The sequence below is a fragment of the Archangium violaceum genome (genome assembly GCF_016859125.1).
In the GTDB taxonomy this organism is placed as follows: domain Bacteria; phylum Myxococcota; class Myxococcia; order Myxococcales; family Myxococcaceae; genus Archangium; species Archangium violaceum_A.
Genome location: NZ_CP069338.1, coordinates 11021494 through 11035960 on the forward strand (window position 1 = coordinate 11021494; position 14467 = coordinate 11035960).

General features: G+C 67.3%; 11 protein-coding genes. 3 read left to right on the forward strand and 8 right to left on the reverse strand.

All coding sequences use genetic code 11. The features are described 5' to 3' along the window. Positions 1-36 precede the first annotated feature (36 nt). Both JQX13_RS46570 and JQX13_RS46575 read left to right on the forward strand, forming a co-directional pair. A complete protein-coding gene (locus JQX13_RS46570; protein WP_203405835.1) occupies positions 37-1221 on the forward strand; it encodes a hypothetical protein in 1185 nt (394 codons plus the stop codon). Positions 1222-1439: 218 nt separating this feature from the next. Next, positions 1440-2438, forward strand: a complete 999-nt coding sequence (locus JQX13_RS46575; protein ID WP_203405836.1) for a hypothetical protein — start codon at positions 1440-1442, stop codon at positions 2436-2438. A 3-nt stretch (positions 2439-2441) separates the two neighbouring features. Here the strand turns inward: JQX13_RS46575 and JQX13_RS46580 are convergent, their stop codons facing one another. From JQX13_RS46580 to JQX13_RS46615, 8 genes are all read right to left on the reverse strand, one after another. Next, positions 2442-2945 carry a hypothetical protein gene (locus JQX13_RS46580; RefSeq protein ID WP_203405837.1) on the reverse strand — a complete coding sequence of 168 codons (504 nt, stop codon included), beginning with the start codon at positions 2943-2945 and terminating at the stop codon, positions 2442-2444. Between the two features lie 47 nt (positions 2946-2992). Beyond that, positions 2993-3910 carry an aldo/keto reductase gene (locus JQX13_RS46585; protein WP_203405838.1) on the reverse strand — a complete coding sequence of 306 codons (918 nt, stop codon included), beginning with the start codon at positions 3908-3910 and terminating at the stop codon, positions 2993-2995. A gap of 10 nt (positions 3911-3920) precedes the next feature. After that, a complete protein-coding gene (locus JQX13_RS46590) occupies positions 3921-4058 on the reverse strand; it encodes a hypothetical protein (protein ID WP_203405839.1) in 138 nt (45 codons plus the stop codon). Positions 4059-4150: 92 nt separating this feature from the next. Further along, positions 4151-4861, reverse strand: a complete 711-nt coding sequence (locus tag JQX13_RS46595; protein WP_203405840.1) for a carbonic anhydrase — start codon at positions 4859-4861, stop codon at positions 4151-4153. 1 nt (position 4862) lies between these two features. After that, on the reverse strand, positions 4863-6410 hold the full coding sequence (locus JQX13_RS46600; RefSeq protein WP_203412524.1) for a SulP family inorganic anion transporter: 1548 nt from the start codon (positions 6408-6410) through the stop codon (positions 4863-4865). Between the two features lie 203 nt (positions 6411-6613). Next, on the reverse strand, positions 6614-7957 hold the full coding sequence (locus tag JQX13_RS46605; RefSeq protein WP_203405841.1) for a sigma-54-dependent transcriptional regulator: 1344 nt from the start codon (positions 7955-7957) through the stop codon (positions 6614-6616). Continuing rightward, positions 7954-9630 carry a sensor histidine kinase gene (locus JQX13_RS46610; protein WP_203405842.1) on the reverse strand — a complete coding sequence of 559 codons (1677 nt, stop codon included), beginning with the start codon at positions 9628-9630 and terminating at the stop codon, positions 7954-7956. Before JQX13_RS46610 ends, JQX13_RS46605 begins: the two co-directional genes overlap by 4 nt. Before the next feature lie 257 nt (positions 9631-9887). Further along, entirely contained in the window at positions 9888-13001 is a 3114-nt protein-coding gene (locus JQX13_RS46615; protein ID WP_239014281.1) for a X2-like carbohydrate binding domain-containing protein, read from the reverse strand. A 565-nt stretch (positions 13002-13566) separates the two neighbouring features. On the opposite strand from JQX13_RS46615, the gene JQX13_RS46620 reads away from it, so the two are divergent. Continuing rightward, a complete protein-coding gene (locus tag JQX13_RS46620; protein WP_239014282.1) occupies positions 13567-14445 on the forward strand; it encodes a pectate lyase in 879 nt (292 codons plus the stop codon). Positions 14446-14467: the final 22 nt, after the last annotated feature.

Genomic DNA, 14467 nt, shown 5'->3' on the forward strand with positions numbered 1-14467 from the left:
CCGGATGCCGTACTCACCACGTAAAGGGCATCCCTCATGAGCGTCCGGTTGGCACAGGCACAGGCGATGATTCCACGGCCGGGCGCGTCGGTTCGCGGACCCCAGGAGCAGCCACGGCGGGAGTCCTCGAAGTCCGAATCCGGCGGCAAGTCCTCCTCGGCCGGGGGCTCCTCCTCGGCGAAGTCCGGTGGAGCGGGCAAGAGCGGCGGGGCCAGGGGCGCGCAGCGCCAGGAGGGAATGGAGGCGGGCGGCTCCGTCGGAGCGCGGGCGGGTGGATTCGACGGGATGCCGGACAAGAACGAGCCCCAGGCCCGGGCCCGGCTTGAGCTCATCCAGGGAGAGGCGCCCCTTCCTCCCCCCCAGCAAGGCCAGGGTGTCCCTCAGCGCGCGGCGTCCATGGCGGCGGCGCCCGAGCTCTCCCGGGAGCGGAAGGTGGTGGGCCGCGAGGACTCCGGCGCCGAGCGCCAGGCCCTGGAGAGCCGCGCGAAGCTGCGCGCCGCGGTGATGGATCGTCTCCTCGCCGGCATGAAGGACGTCCACGCCCGGCTGAGCCAATTCCTCAAGAATCCCGGCCGTTTGGGCGTCGTCAACCTGAGCCTGGTGCTCAGCGAGAGCTCCATCACCCACGAGCTGTGGAAGGAGCCGGGTGCCACCGCCGAGGGCCGGGCCCACCTGGCGCGGATGTTGGGCCTCGATCCGGCACTGGATGAGGCCTCGCTGCTGCAGGCGGTGATGGCCGAGGTACACCAGGCCTTCGTCGACTTCCAGGCCAGCCGCCCGGGCCAGGAGATACGGCAGCAGTACGAGGCGGTGCTCCAGCGCTATGAGGCGGTGAACGTGCTGCCCATCGTGCCGGGCCACGACACCGGACCCCTGCTGGCCGAGCTCGCCCGGCTCGGGATCGCCCACGAGAAGGACTTCTCCCAGTCGCTGCTGGTGGATCCGCGGCTGCTCGCGGTGGGGCTCAGCGCCGAGGAGGGCTCGACCCAACAGGTCATGGTCGCCGGCCTGACGGTGCCCCAGCTCGGCACGCTCGTCGCCCACCTGCGCCGCCTCAATCCCCGGCTCACCAACCGGCAGCTGTGCCAGCTCCTCCTGCTCGCCTCCACGGACCTGAAGAATGCGAGCCGCAAGCTCCTGGGACAGGCCGAGGTGGAGCAGGTGCAGGAACTGGCGCGCCAGCTCCTGCGGCTCCAGGCCGTCGAGCTGCTCTTCGTCTGAGCGCCCCGTGGGGTCCCGGAGGTGGTGACAACAGTCACCAGGGGATGACGGCAGTCACCAGCTCCGAGGCCTCAAGAAGTGACCGCTGTCACCAGGACGGGCCCCCTTTCGGGACGAAACACAGGGGGTGAGACGCTGGCACACCTCCTGCTCCTTGGCCGTACGTGCCCCCGACACACGGTCCCTGACCTCCACTTCATTTCCGAGGAACGCCCATCATGTCTCTCTCGCCCGTTTCCAGGTCGCCCGTTTCCACGTGCAGCCCGCGCACCTCCAGCCTCGAGCCGCTTTCCACCCCGGCCAGGGGCTGCCTGCCGGACCTCCAGGACACGCAGCGGAGCAATCCCCTGCGGCAGCTGTTCGCGACCGATGGCTTCGACGCTCCGACGGACCTGAAGAAGGCGGTGGGCCTCGAGGTGCTGGCGCAGGTGCTCGCGCAGATGGATCAGGTGCTGTCCATGGCCACGAGCCTGCTGGGCGGCGAGGGTGGCGCGGGTGTTCAGGGCCTGTCGGGCCTGGATTCGCCGCTGGGAGGCCTGGGCGGCGGAGTGCCTGAGATTGGCGGCGATGCCCCTGGTTTCCAGGCACCGGCGGCAGCGGCGGCGCCCCAGGCACCGGCCGCACAGGGAGCTCCGGCCGCGAAGGCGGAGGGAGTCGCTCCGGCTGGCGGGTCGTCGAAGAACGGCAACACGATGACCTTCACCAACGATGGCAAATCGCCGATGACCATCCAGTTCACGCCCAACGCCGGTGAGAAGGCGATCGACTCCGTGACACTGAAGCCTGGTGAGAAGAAGACGCTGGAGTTCCCCGAGGGCTGGTCCGGCAACTTCCGCAGCACGTCTGGCGATGGAGCGGCGGCCACGCTCGGCGAGGTCAAGTTCGACGGAGGCTTTGGCCAGACGTACTACGACGTGAGCTACATCGAGGGCGCCAATGCCGCCATGACCATCGCTCCCGAGGGCGGCGGCAAGAAGTCCGGCACGGAGGAGAGCCTCCTGGCGTCGGCCCCCGACTCGGTCAAGGCCAGGACGGCGGACGGCACGGTCTACGGCATCAAGAAGACCACCACGTCCAACGTTCAGGACCCGAGCGTGGTGGACTTCTACCGGAAGCATGTGGGCGCCGACGAGGGCTACGTCATCCCCACCGATGACGCGAGCACGCTCGGGACCAACAGCTCCCACCTGGAAGTCCACATGAAGGACCTGGCCTGAGGGTCAGGAGACAACTCCCCCCGTGCCCAGCGCCACCTCCTGCAGCAGCGCGTGGCGGAGCAGCATCAGGCCCGAGTAGCGCTCCTCGATGAGCGCGGCCTGCTCGGGCGTGAGAACCTCGCGCGCCGCCTGCCGGGCGGTGGGAACGCCGGCGCCATTGAGCAGGACATGCAGGTAGAGCCCGGGCAACCCGCCGTTCAGGAGCCGGTTGCCCGCGACCACATGGGACTCGAAGAAGGCGTCGTCGGGCCGCTGGCCGTAGGCCAGGAGCATCGACTCGATGCGCGTGGTGTCGGCCATGTTCCGCGTGGCCGGGTGCTGGGCCAGCTTCGGGGCCAGGAGCGCGGCGAAGCGCTGGCACCAGGCGCGGAGGGCGGGCTCGGGCAGGGGAAGGAGCGGCTCCTGCTCGGAGAGGCCGAGCACCTGACGCAGGTCCCGGTAGATCTCCTTGCGCTGTTCGAACGGCAGGGTCCAGAGACCCTTTTTCAAGGCGTTCAATGCATCCATGGAAGCCTCCTCGGTGGCGCGAGTCTGCACCGGAATCCCCGTCTGCGTCACGGAACCTCGGAGCCCAGGGCCGCGCTCCAGATCGCGAACCAGTCCTGCAGCTCCATCTCCAGCGAGAGCGCACCCGCGGCCGAGGTGATGCGCTCGAGCCGGTTGGTGCCCACGACCGGGATGATCCGGGACGGATGCCGCAACAGCCAGGCGAGGAGGAACTGCTCCTGATCCGCTCCGTACCGGCGCGCCAGCTCCGCCAGTACCGCGCGCACCCGCGTCTCGGCCTCGCCCTGCCCCGTCGCCAGCCGCCCCCCGGCCAGCGGCGACCAGGCCATGGGGGAGATCCGCGCCCGCATGCATTGGTCGAGCGTCCCATCCTGGAAGGCCGCCAGCCGAAGTGGGTGTATCTCCACCTGATTCGTCACCAGGGACACCGTCAACCGGGAGGCCAACATGTCGAACTGGGACGGGGTGAAGTTGGACACGCCCAGGTGGCGCACCTTCCCCTGCCCCACCAACTGTTGCAGCGCCTCGGCGACTTCATCTGGATCCAACATCGGGCTCGGCCGGTGCAGGAGCAGGACGTCGAGATGGTCCGTGGCCAGGTTGCGCAGCGAGCTCTCCACGGACTCGACGATGTGCCGCCGCGAGTAGTCGTAGTGCTTGAGCCGGTTGTTCGGTCGCGCCGGGTTCACCAGCATGATGCCGCACTTGGTCACCAGCTCCATCTTCTGACGCAGTCCGGGGTGGGCCCGCAGCGCGGCGCCGAACGCGGCCTCGCACTGGTAACCGCCGTAGATGTCGGCATGGTCGAAGGTGGTGATGCCGTGATCCAGACAGGTCTGGATCCTGGCCAGCACCTGCTGGACCTCGGCGCCACCGGGCACGGCCATCAACCGCCACAAGCCGTAGGCCACCCGGGAGACCTCGGGGCCCGAGGGCGCCATCCTCACGCGCATGGGAATGCTCATGCGCCCTACCCTAGATCACCGCCGTGAAGTCCTCGTAGCCCTGGATGAGCCACGCCCTGGCGCGGGACTCGCCGCCGTCCGCTCCGTTCGTGTCGTGATGGCGCAGGGGGCCGAAGTCCAGGCCCGTCAGACGTTCGATCTCCGCCACGGTGCCGCGCCCGTTCTATCGGATCTCCCATGGCCCTCGAGCTCGACGCCACCGCGGCGGCCCCCATGAACGGGGCCGCCGCCAGGAAGCCGTCAGGCGGCCGAGGTGGACAACGACGACCCCGAGCCGTCGTTGTCCCTCAGCTCCGCGAGCAGCCGCTCCCCCTCCTGCTCATCGATGGGGGTGAAGCGCTCGAGGTCCGGACGGTAGACATGCACCTGCGCGCGGCCGATGTCGAACCACCAGCCGTGCAGCCGCAACGTGCCGGCCTCCACGCGCTCGCGCACCAGGGGATAGGTGCGCAGGTGCTCGAGCTGCTGCAGCACGTTGAGCTGGCTGAGCCGATCCGCCGGGGGCAACCCCTCGCCCAGCTTTCCGCCGCCGCGCTCGAGCGCCTCCAGGGCGGGCCGGCCGAGCGCCAGCCAGCTGCCGAGGTTGGGGGTCCGCTGATCGTTGTACCCCGCCAGCACCGCCTTCATGGCGCCGCAGCCGGAGTGCCCGCACACCACCACATCCACCACCGGCAGATGCAGCAGGGCGTACTCCACCGCCGCCGCCTCGGACCGATCGCCCAGCGACTGGCCGGCCGAGTCCGAGGGCGCCACCATGTTGCCCACGTTGCGCGTGACGAAGAGGTCACCCGGGTGGGTGGACACGACGAGGTTGGGCACCACGCGGCTGTCGGAGCACCCGATGAAGAGGCAATCCGGCGACTGCCCATGGGCCAGACGCGCGAAGGTGGAGCGATAGGCGGGAAGTCCGTGACGCTGGAAATCGAGTAGACCTTGAATGAGCTTCTTCATTTCACGCACCTTCCGAGGTGAGAGCAGTGGGGGCAGACGAAACGGGAACAGCGGACTTCGACGAGGCGATGGCGCCCTTGCGCGTCCAGACATCCTCGAGCGGCTCCATCCACACCTTGCCGCCCGTCTTGCGGTGCGTCTGGCACCAGCTCTCCAGCGCCTCGTAGCCGGAGTGGTCCATCGACTCCACCGCGAGATCCAGCTCCACCTGGGCGCCCGCGGGCACCTGGGCGAGCGCGGTGGACAGCTTGGGGACGCCCACGAAGGTGAGGGCACCGCCCACGCGCACCTGGTGCACCTCGCCCTCCCGGCGCACCTGCACCTGCACCTGGCCCAGCTGCCACAGCAGGCGCAGCACGGCCAGCGCCAGGCCCATGCCAATACCGGCCAGCAGGTTGACACCCACCACACCGGCCACCGTCACCAGATACACGGGCAGCTCCCCGCGCCGGCGCAGCTCCCGGATGTGGTGCGCGTCCACCAGCTTGCCGCCCACGAAGACGAGCAGACCGGCCAGCACGGTGAGGGGCACCAGCCCCAACCACGAGCCCAGCAGGGACACGAAGAGCAACATCCACACGCCGTGCAGCACGGCGGACGCGCGCGTCTTGGCGCCCGCGGCGATGTTGGCGGCGCTGCGCACGATGACGCCGGTGATGGGCAGACCCCCCACCAGACCCGAGACGGTGTTGGCCAGACCCTGCGCGACCAGTTCCTTGTCCAGGTTGGCGCGCGCGCCCGTGTGCAGCTTGTCGGTGGCCACCGCGCTCAGCAGCGACTCGGCGCTGGCCACCAGGGCCAGGGAGAACACCGCCGTCAGGAAGGCGCCCCAGTTGCCCTGGGGCAGCGAGGGAAGCTGGAGGCTGCTGAACAAATCACCGTTCAGATCCACCCGCTTCACGTCCGCATCCCAGATCGCGGCGGCCGCCGAGGCGAGCACCACCGCCACCAGCGGTCCGGGCACCCGCTTGAGACGGCTGTTGGGCATCACATGCCACAGCACCAGCACGCCGATGGTGAGCAGTCCGAGGATCGTCGCGGGACCGTGCAGGTCGGAGATCTGCTGCGGCAGCTCGCGCAGGTTCGCCCAGGCGTTGGACTGCGGAGCGCCGCCCAGCACGATGTGCAGCTGGCCCAGCACGATGAGGATGCCGATGCCCGCGAGCATGCCGTGGATGACGGCCGGGGAGATGGCCAGCGACGTGCGCGCCACCTTCAGCACACCGAGCGCGACCTGCACCAAACCCGCGGCGGCCACCGCGGCACAGGTGGCGGCGAAGCCCAGCTCCTGGATGAAGCCGAACACCATCACCGCCAGACCCGCCGCCGGGCCACTCACCAGGAGCGGCGCACCACCAAACGCCCCGACCACCAGACCGCCCACCACGCCGGCGATGAGGCCAGACATGATGGGAGCGCCCGAGGCCAGGGAGATGCCCATGCACAAGGGCAGGGCCACCAGGAAGACCACCAGGGAGGCAGGCACATCCCTGGCCAGCACGTCCTGGAGCGAGCCGGCGGAGCCGGCCTTCTGCTCATTGGACTTCATCACTCTCTCAGCCTCCACGTAACGAAAGCGTCGCGACTCCTTCCGGGGGCGCGGCGCGGTTCGCCCTTCGCTTGGCAAGGAGCGTGCCGGGGGGATGGAGCCCGGCTTCCCTCTGACGAGGGTCGAGGACGTCCGAGGAGGACTTAAAGAATTTTGAAGCGGCGCGTCAGGGACTTAAAAATTCTTGAATTCCCCTTTATTCCCTACTCTTCACCCAGCCGACGCAGGAAGGTGGGATAGGAGATGCCGAGGGCACGGGCGGCATCCATGCGGCGCCCCTCCAGGCGCTCGAGGACATGCCGGACATACCGGCGCTCCACCTCTTCCAGGGGGAGCGGGGGGCCGGATACCACGAAGGCATTGGGGTCGGATGGAGAGGCGGAACCCGGGGTGCCCGACGCGAGCGCCTCCAACTCCAGGGCGGGGCCGGTCTCCAGCACCAGGGCGCGCTCGAGGACGTTGCGCAGCTCGCGCACGTTGCCGGGGAAGGGGTAGCGCTCGAGCCGCTCGCGCGCGGCGGCGGAGAAGCCCACCGGGCGGCGGCCCAACTCCGCGCACAGCTCGACCACCAGCGACTCGGCCAGCGGCAGCACGTCCTCGCGCCGCACCCGGAGCGGGGGCACCTCCACCTTGAAGACGCTCAGGCGGAAGTAGAGGTCCTCGCGGAAACGGCCGGCGGCCACCTCCTCGTTGAGGTTGCGGTTGGTGGCGGCCACCACGCGCGCGCTGCTGGTCAGCTCGGTGCTGCCGCCCAGCCGCCGGAAGGCGCCCTTGTCCAGGAAGGTGAGCAGCTTGGCCTGCAGCGGCAGCGGCAGCTCGCCCACCTCATCGAGGAAGAGCAGACCGCCGTTGGCCACCTCCACCAGACCCCGCCGGGCGGTGCGCGCGTCGGTGAAGGCGCCCCGCTCGTGGCCGAACAGCTCGCTCTCCACCATGGTGTCCGGCAGGGCCGCGCAGTTGACGTGGACGAAGGGCCCCTGCTCCTCGCGCAGCAGGTGCAGGTGACGGGCGATGACCTCCTTGCCCACGCCCGTCTCCCCCAGCAGGAGGACGGGGCTGCGGGGCGAGGTGGCGATGCGCTCGAGCATCCGCAGGGTGTTCTGCATGGCGGGCGAGCGGGGCACCAACAGACGCCGCCGGCCCTCCAGCGCGCTCTCGGCCCGGCGCAACCGCTCCTGGAGTTGCGCGTCCTCGGCGGCCCGGCGCGCGCGCAGCACCAGGTCGTCCAGTTCCACCGGCTTGGACAGGTAGTCGCGAGCACCCGCCTTGATGGCCTCCACCGCGCTGGCGATGTCCCCGTGCGCCGTCACCATCAGCACCACGGTGCCGGGAACCTGGGCGCGCAGCTCGGGAAGGAAGGAGAGCCCGTCGCCATCCGGCAGCCGGCGGTCGAGGATGATCAGATCCGGCGCCTCGCGGGCGAGGGCCATGCGCGTCTCGTGCAGCGAGCGGGCCGTCCGCACCCGGAAGCCCTGCTGCGTCAGCACGGAAGCGGCGAGCGAGGAGAAGGTGCGATCGTCGTCCACCAGGAGCAGGGAGGAACTCATGTGGTGCTCTCCAGGGGCAGCCGAAGGGTGAAGCGGCTGCCATCGGGCAATCGGGTATAGGTGAGGCTCCCGCCGTGGGCCTCGACGGCAGCACGGGCCATGGGCAACCCCAGACCCACGCCCTTGGCGCGCGCGGTGGCGAAGGGCTCCCACAAACGGGGTTCCAGGTTCGGGTCCACCCCACCCGCGTTGTCCTCCACCCGAACCACGGCCTCCCCGGCCTCGCGCGAGAGGGTCACCCGTACCCACGGGGAGGGACGCAGGCCCGTGTCGCGCGCCACCGCGCCCGCCTCCACCGCGTTGCGCAGCAGGTTGTCGATGGCGGACACCAGCAGCGCCGGGTCCGCCTGCACGGTGATGCCCTCCGCCAGCGACACCTCCAGGTGCACGTCCTCCGCCTCTGGCAGCAGGCGCACCGGCTGCAGGGCCTCCTCCACGAGCAGGCGCAGCTCGCAGGCGTGGCGCATGGCGGCGGAACGCGGTGGGGTGCCGAAGGACAGCAGCGAGCGCGCCAGATGCCCCAGCCGTTGCACCTGGGCACGCAGGGCCGGCAAGGCCACCTCCCCCGCGGAGGCGGCGGGCCGCAACAGGGAGAGGGCCGCCTGGATGCCGTTGAGGGCGTTCTTCACCTCGTGGGCGATGAGCTGACTGGCCGAGCCCAGCGCGGCCATCGTCTCCTGGTGCCGCAGCCGCTCCTCCGCGGCCATCAACGAATGGTACGAGCGCCGCAGCAGGAAGGTGAAGATCAGCAGGGTGCTGCCCAGCAGGGCGACATGGAAGAGGAATTGCCCGAGGAAGCGGTGGCGCAGGCGCTCGATGTCCCGCTCCTCGTCCTCGAGCACGGCCAGCAACATGCCGCTGACACCTTCCGGTGTCGGAACCGGAGCCGCCGCGCCCAGCATGCGCTTGCCATCCAGGATGAGGGGACCGGGAGCCTCGGCCAGCAGGTGCATGCGCGCGGCGCGCTCCGGAGTCCACGCGAAGCGCGGCGAGGGAACGGGCAGCAGCAGCTGTCCGCCTTCATCCAGCAACAGCGTCATGTCCGCGCCCCCCGGCTGGACGCCCGGCAGCGGACGAGCTCCCGCCCGCAGCTCGCCTACCAACAGGCCCACCACCTCCCCGGCGCGGAGGATGGGCACCGCCACCACCAGCGGCCCGTCCTTTCCCTCCAGCAGGCTGATGTCCGACACACCTTCCGCCAGCACCCGGCGGAACCAGGGCCGGGTATGCAGGGGCGAGTCTCCCAGTGACATCTGGGGCGGGTCGCTCCACACACGGCGTCCCGAGGGGGAGAGCAGTGCCACCCCCTCCGAGAAGAGGTGCGAGTGGTGGAAGGCGCTGTCCAACACGGCCATCTCCGGGCCGGAGGAGCCATCCTCGGGAGTGAGCTGAGGGTTCTCGGCCAGACGGCGCAGCTCCGCCTCCAACAGGCCCAGGTGCACACCCAACGCCTCGGCCTGCACCCGGGCCTGACTGGAGAGGCTCCCGAGCACTTCCTCACGGGCGTTCTGCAGGTCCTCACGGTAGGCGAGCAGGGGACTGGCGAACGCCGCCATACCGAGCAGCGCCAGCCCCAGCATGGCGGAGCGGCCGGCACGCCGCTGCGCGCGAGCAAGTTCCCCGAGCGCGACAGACTGGGATGGAACGGACGGAGGGGGCGGCCGTGACGACATGGGGCGCATCATGCGCCAAACAGGCGGCCGGATGGCTTCTTTCCGCGAGCCGCTGCCGGGGGGCGTCCGGAGGTCCCCGGTGCTCGGGTTTCACCAGAAGTGAGCGACGCCCGGTCGGCCAGCATGGCTCACCGCCCTCCATGGTTTCGAGCGCAACGAGCTGCGCGCCATGGACGCGGCGATGCTGGCGCAGCTGAGCGAGGAGACGGCCGAGGCCTGAAACAGGGCCCCGGCCCCCTTGTTTCACGTATGCGCCGTCAGGGCTCGAGGCCCCACTGGAGGCTGCCGGAGATGTACGCGGGTGCTTTCCTCCAGTCCGAATAGGCCGTGCCGGTCGGAGCAAAGGAGTAATCACCCGTCTGCGTATAGTTGCTCCAGTCGGACTTCGCGAACCTCACCTGAACGTCGATGCTCTGCCCGGCCGCGAGACCGCCTGCTCCGCTCGTGAAACCGATCTCGAGATAATGATCGGCATCGGGCGTTGGCGTCGTCATCTTGACGAAGGTCCCGGTCACATTCGAACCACCAACCTGGGACCAATCACAGAAGAAGCTCTGCTCCTTCTCCCCATCGATGGAGTAGTAATACCGGAGCTTGACCGTGGAAAGCGCTACAGCGCTCGTTCCGGTATTGACGAGCTTGAATCTCGGGTTGATGGAATTGAGGGACGCCGCGGTGGACCCATTGTACATCTGCACCTTGAGATTCCCCGAGCCAGTGGAGGTCGTATCGGTCACGGTGACGGCCAGAACGGGAGATGAGCCCGCGCTGAAATGGAAGGTCAGGTTCGTCGTCCCGACAGGCTGGTTGGCCAGATAGCGCTTCGAAAGGATGACGGTCGAGCCAGAGACGGTGTAATCCGTACCGGCCACGAGCGTCGCCGCGCCATTGCTGATGCGGACCAGCGTGTTCCCATTCAGCGTCATCGTCACCGGAAGGTCGGCCTGCTTGTCCGTCTTCTTGTCGAAAGAGGCACTCGTCGGAGTGATGGTCGACTGATTGACCGGCGGCGGCGGCTCACCGCCGGCCGGCTCGCCATAGACGATACCGCGGCCGTTCGTGCCCACGTACACGCGGCCGTACACTCTCGGATCCCCGGTGATGGTCGTGACTCTCGCATACTGATGCTGATCGTCGTTGATCCTCACCCAGGAAGCTCCCGCATCATCCGAACGGAAGAAGCCGCGCACCCCGTCGATCTTCGCGATGACGTACAACGCCATGTAGCTCTGTCCCGGCGCCGCTTTGCCGAAACCGACTCCATCGGCCTCCTGCACGTTCGCCAGCTTCGTGAAGCTCGTGCCGGAATCGGTCGAGTGCCACAGGCCATGGGGCCCGGGATTCTCATTGCCGCCAGCGAACCAGACGTCGCCCTCGCGGCCTGGTACGGCCTTGAGTGAAGCGGCTCCGCTGCTGGGAAGACCCGCCGCGCCCGTCAGGGTGAATGTGGCGCCACCGTTCGTGCTGACATAGAACCTTCCGGCCGAGTAGGCGTAGAACTTGTTCGGGTTCACGCGGTCGGAGGCGATCTTCGCACCCGCCGGAATACCGGCACTGGCCGTCCAGCCATTGCCGCCCGACTTCGAGTAGTACACCCCGACATCCGACGTGCTCCACACGATGGAGGTGCCATCGGCCGCGACCGCCACCGTACCTCCGCCTTTCGTTCCCGTCGGCTCGGAGGAGGCCTTGTACCAGTTCGCGCCTCCATCATGGGAAAGGCCCACCGACCTGGCATTGGAGTCCGACGCGTAATCCGCCATCCCGACACGAACCATGAAGCCCGGGTTGAGCTCCGCGTAGTCGATGCCGTACGTCGTGCTCCACTGCGGGACGGACATCGTCTTGGCGGGAGGCGTCGTCAGGTCGTCATGACGGAAGCCGGAGATATCGCCCAGCGCGCTGATGAGCGGCGCACCGGACGGCGGACTGATCAACTCCATGACGGCCGTTTCCTCGATTCCCCTGGCCATGACGGAGATCTTCACCGTGCCGCCGACATCCCAGTCCGTCAGGTTGTTCGTGCCGTACAGGGTCGCGCCCGTCCCGTACATCATCCGGTTGGAGTTGAACGGGTCGATCTCGAGATCTCCTATCATCCAACCCAGCTTGGGAGAGGGAGTCGGCGGGATGGGCTCGATGCCCATCGTCAGCCAGGGCGCGGCCGAAATGTCATGCGTATACCGAAGCTTCCGGCTCGGGTAGCCATCCCAGTCCCAGATCCGGCTCCAGGTCGCACCGCCGTCCGTGCTCCGGAAGATGATGGCATCCGGCCACCAGGAGTTCAGGGTGGCGACCATGATCGTGTTCGGGTTCCGCGCATCGACGGCAAGGCCGCCGTAGCCGAAATAGTTGTCGGAGCTGCTGCTCGGAACGGGGCTGATGTTCGTCCAGACGCCCGTCGCCGTATTGAACTTCCACACGTCTCCCTGGGTGCCATCGTAGGGGCCGACGCCATCGCTATAGGAGATGTAGAGGTTGCCATTGGAGGACAGCTCCCCATGGTGCGGCAGATAGCCCACGGGCTGTCCGGGAACCGCCGCCCAGGTGGCACCACCATCCGTGCTTCGGAACACGTTGTTCTCCTTGTCCGCTACGCCGACGTAGATCGTCTGCGTCGCGCTGCCAGCTGAACCCGTTCGCGGGTCGAACGTGATCCAGGCCAGCCCCACGATGTCGTTCCCGTAGGAGTTGGTGGGGTCTTGAACATAGGTACCGGGGTTGGGGAAGCTGGTGACCTTGGTCCAGGTCGCGCCGTAGTCCGTGCTCCTCCAAAGTCCGTTGCCGCTCCGGGCGCCGAAGAAGAGGATGTTGTTCTTGTTCGGATCGATCACCAGACGCTCACCCATGGAGCGCCCGGGCATATTGCCGCCGACCTTGAATGGGAGCGGGGTCACCTGCCACGTATCGCCCTTGTCGGTCGAACGCATGATCTGGCCGTTCGTATCCCAATCGTTCGTATAGGTGCCGGTCGCCATGTAGACGCGGTTCGGCTCGACCGGGTCGGTCGCCAGGGCATCCACGCCGTTCTTGTTCCAATCCACCCAGCCCGTCGAATCGGAGAGCGGAATCCAGCTGGAGGTCGCCGCATCCCAGCGGTACGCGCCGCCAATATCGGTTCGGGCGTAGATCAGATCCTTCTCTTTCGTATTGAAGACGATCCCCGGGATGAAACCGCCACCACCGCCCGTGACGACGTTGCGCCAGGTGTATGCGGCACCTGGCGCCGCCTGCGCCTCCGGCACGGCAGCCGCCAGAATCGAGCTGACGACGACAGCCAGCACCAAAGCAACACTGCGTCCATTGAGATATCTCTTACACACAGCCGTGACCCCCACCGTCAGGTTGACGTGCGAAAACAAAACCACCACTGCTTCGCTTCACCACATCCTTGCCATGTCTCTCATCAGCAATCCGCCGCCACGAGGATGCTGGATTGGCGGTGAACGGCTCCCTGATGAGCAGGCTCGCTCGATACACCTACAGCAAAGACCCCGCCAGCAGGGTATCCAGCCATTACATGTTGAGACGGATAATCTGTAAAATCCAGGGAAAAGAGACTGAAGACAATCTCTTCGTGGCACGACGTGCCGAATCACTTCGGCCTACCGCATTGATTGCACTGCGATTGTAGGTTCACAGCCAGAACCAAGGAATGCGCCCGCGCACCCCATCTCCTGAATCACCCATCGACCGGGATTCAGAATCCCATTCAAGGAACTGAATCTCCAACTACGCGATTCTACGGATATACGAATATACGAAGTTCAAGGAGACTTCTGGTCCTCATTGAATTCCAGCTTTGACCCATTATAAAGAATGCCGCGAATGAAATACCCGCCTCGGCCAGGGGACCGCGGTCCTCATTGCATAAGAAAAAGATTGGCCGGATGCGGCACGAGTTCCCATCGCCGAACAGGCAAGGAGAAGTGAAGCATGCTCACCCACAAGACTCTGCGTACGCCTACCCTGTTGCTCGCAGTGAGTGTCTTCGGAAGCGGATGCCTGAATGGAGGAATGACGGAGGAGGAGCTCCTGGCCGAGGAGGCCAGCGCGCTGGAGACCATTTCCACCACGATCCCGACGCCCAGCAACGGCTCTTCTGGAGAGATCCGGACCAGCACGACCCGGTTGAAGAACGCCGCCAACGGCGGCTCGAACGTCTACGATTTCGCCAACAAGAAGATCGGCGTGAACAACACCGCCTCGTGCGACGGTGAGGGCCAGAAGACGGTGTTCGAGGTCGAGGACGGCGTCACCGTCAAGAACCTCATCATCGCGGGTGGGAAGGCCGGCGGCAACGGCATCGTCTGCCTGGGCAGCTGCACGCTCGACCACGTCTACTGGGAGGACATCTGCGAGGACGCCGCGACGCTCACCAAGGACGGGGCGACCATGACGCTCAACCACGTCATCGCCCTGCACGCCAGCGACAAGGTCTTCCAGCACAACGCCAAGGGCAATTCCAAGACCATCATCAAGAACTCCTACATCAGCGACTTCGGGAAGCTCTGGCGCTCCTGCGGTGACTGCACGAACAATGGCGGCCCGCGCAACCTCATCATCGACAATGTCAAGGTCGAGGGCATCAAGTCGGCCCTCGCCGGCGCGAACCAGAACTACGGGGACACCGTCACGCTCACCAACCTCTTCGTCAAGGGCGGCTACAACGCCTCGAAGGACAAGCCGAAGATCTGCACGGAGTGGATCGGCGTCACCAATCACAACGGCGAGTCGCAGAAGGTCAACAACGGCAAGAGCCAGTGGAACACCGCGACCTGCCGCGTGAAGCAGACCGACGTGCTGAGCTGGTGATGACAGCGGGGTGAGGGGAGGC

Bases quoted from the DNA above. Each gene is read 5' to 3' on its own strand.
- JQX13_RS46570 (WP_203405835.1), top strand. From the start codon at position 37: ATGAGCGTCCGGTTGGCACAGGCACAGGCGATGATTCCACGGCCGGGC.
- JQX13_RS46575 (WP_203405836.1), top strand. From the start codon at position 1,440: ATGTCTCTCTCGCCCGTTTCCAGGTCGCCCGTTTCCACGTGCAGCCCG.
- JQX13_RS46580 (WP_203405837.1), bottom strand. From the start codon at position 2,945: ATGGATGCATTGAACGCCTTGAAAAAGGGTCTCTGGACCCTGCCGTTC.
- JQX13_RS46585 (WP_203405838.1), bottom strand. From the start codon at position 3,910: ATGAGCATTCCCATGCGCGTGAGGATGGCGCCCTCGGGCCCCGAGGTC.
- JQX13_RS46595 (WP_203405840.1), bottom strand. From the start codon at position 4,861: ATGAAGAAGCTCATTCAAGGTCTACTCGATTTCCAGCGTCACGGACTT.
- JQX13_RS46600 (WP_203412524.1), bottom strand. From the start codon at position 6,410: ATGAAGTCCAATGAGCAGAAGGCCGGCTCCGCCGGCTCGCTCCAGGAC.
- JQX13_RS46605 (WP_203405841.1), bottom strand. From the start codon at position 7,957: ATGAGTTCCTCCCTGCTCCTGGTGGACGACGATCGCACCTTCTCCTCG.
- JQX13_RS46610 (WP_203405842.1), bottom strand. From the start codon at position 9,630: ATGTCGTCACGGCCGCCCCCTCCGTCCGTTCCATCCCAGTCTGTCGCG.
- JQX13_RS46620 (WP_239014282.1), top strand. From the start codon at position 13,567: ATGCTCACCCACAAGACTCTGCGTACGCCTACCCTGTTGCTCGCAGTG.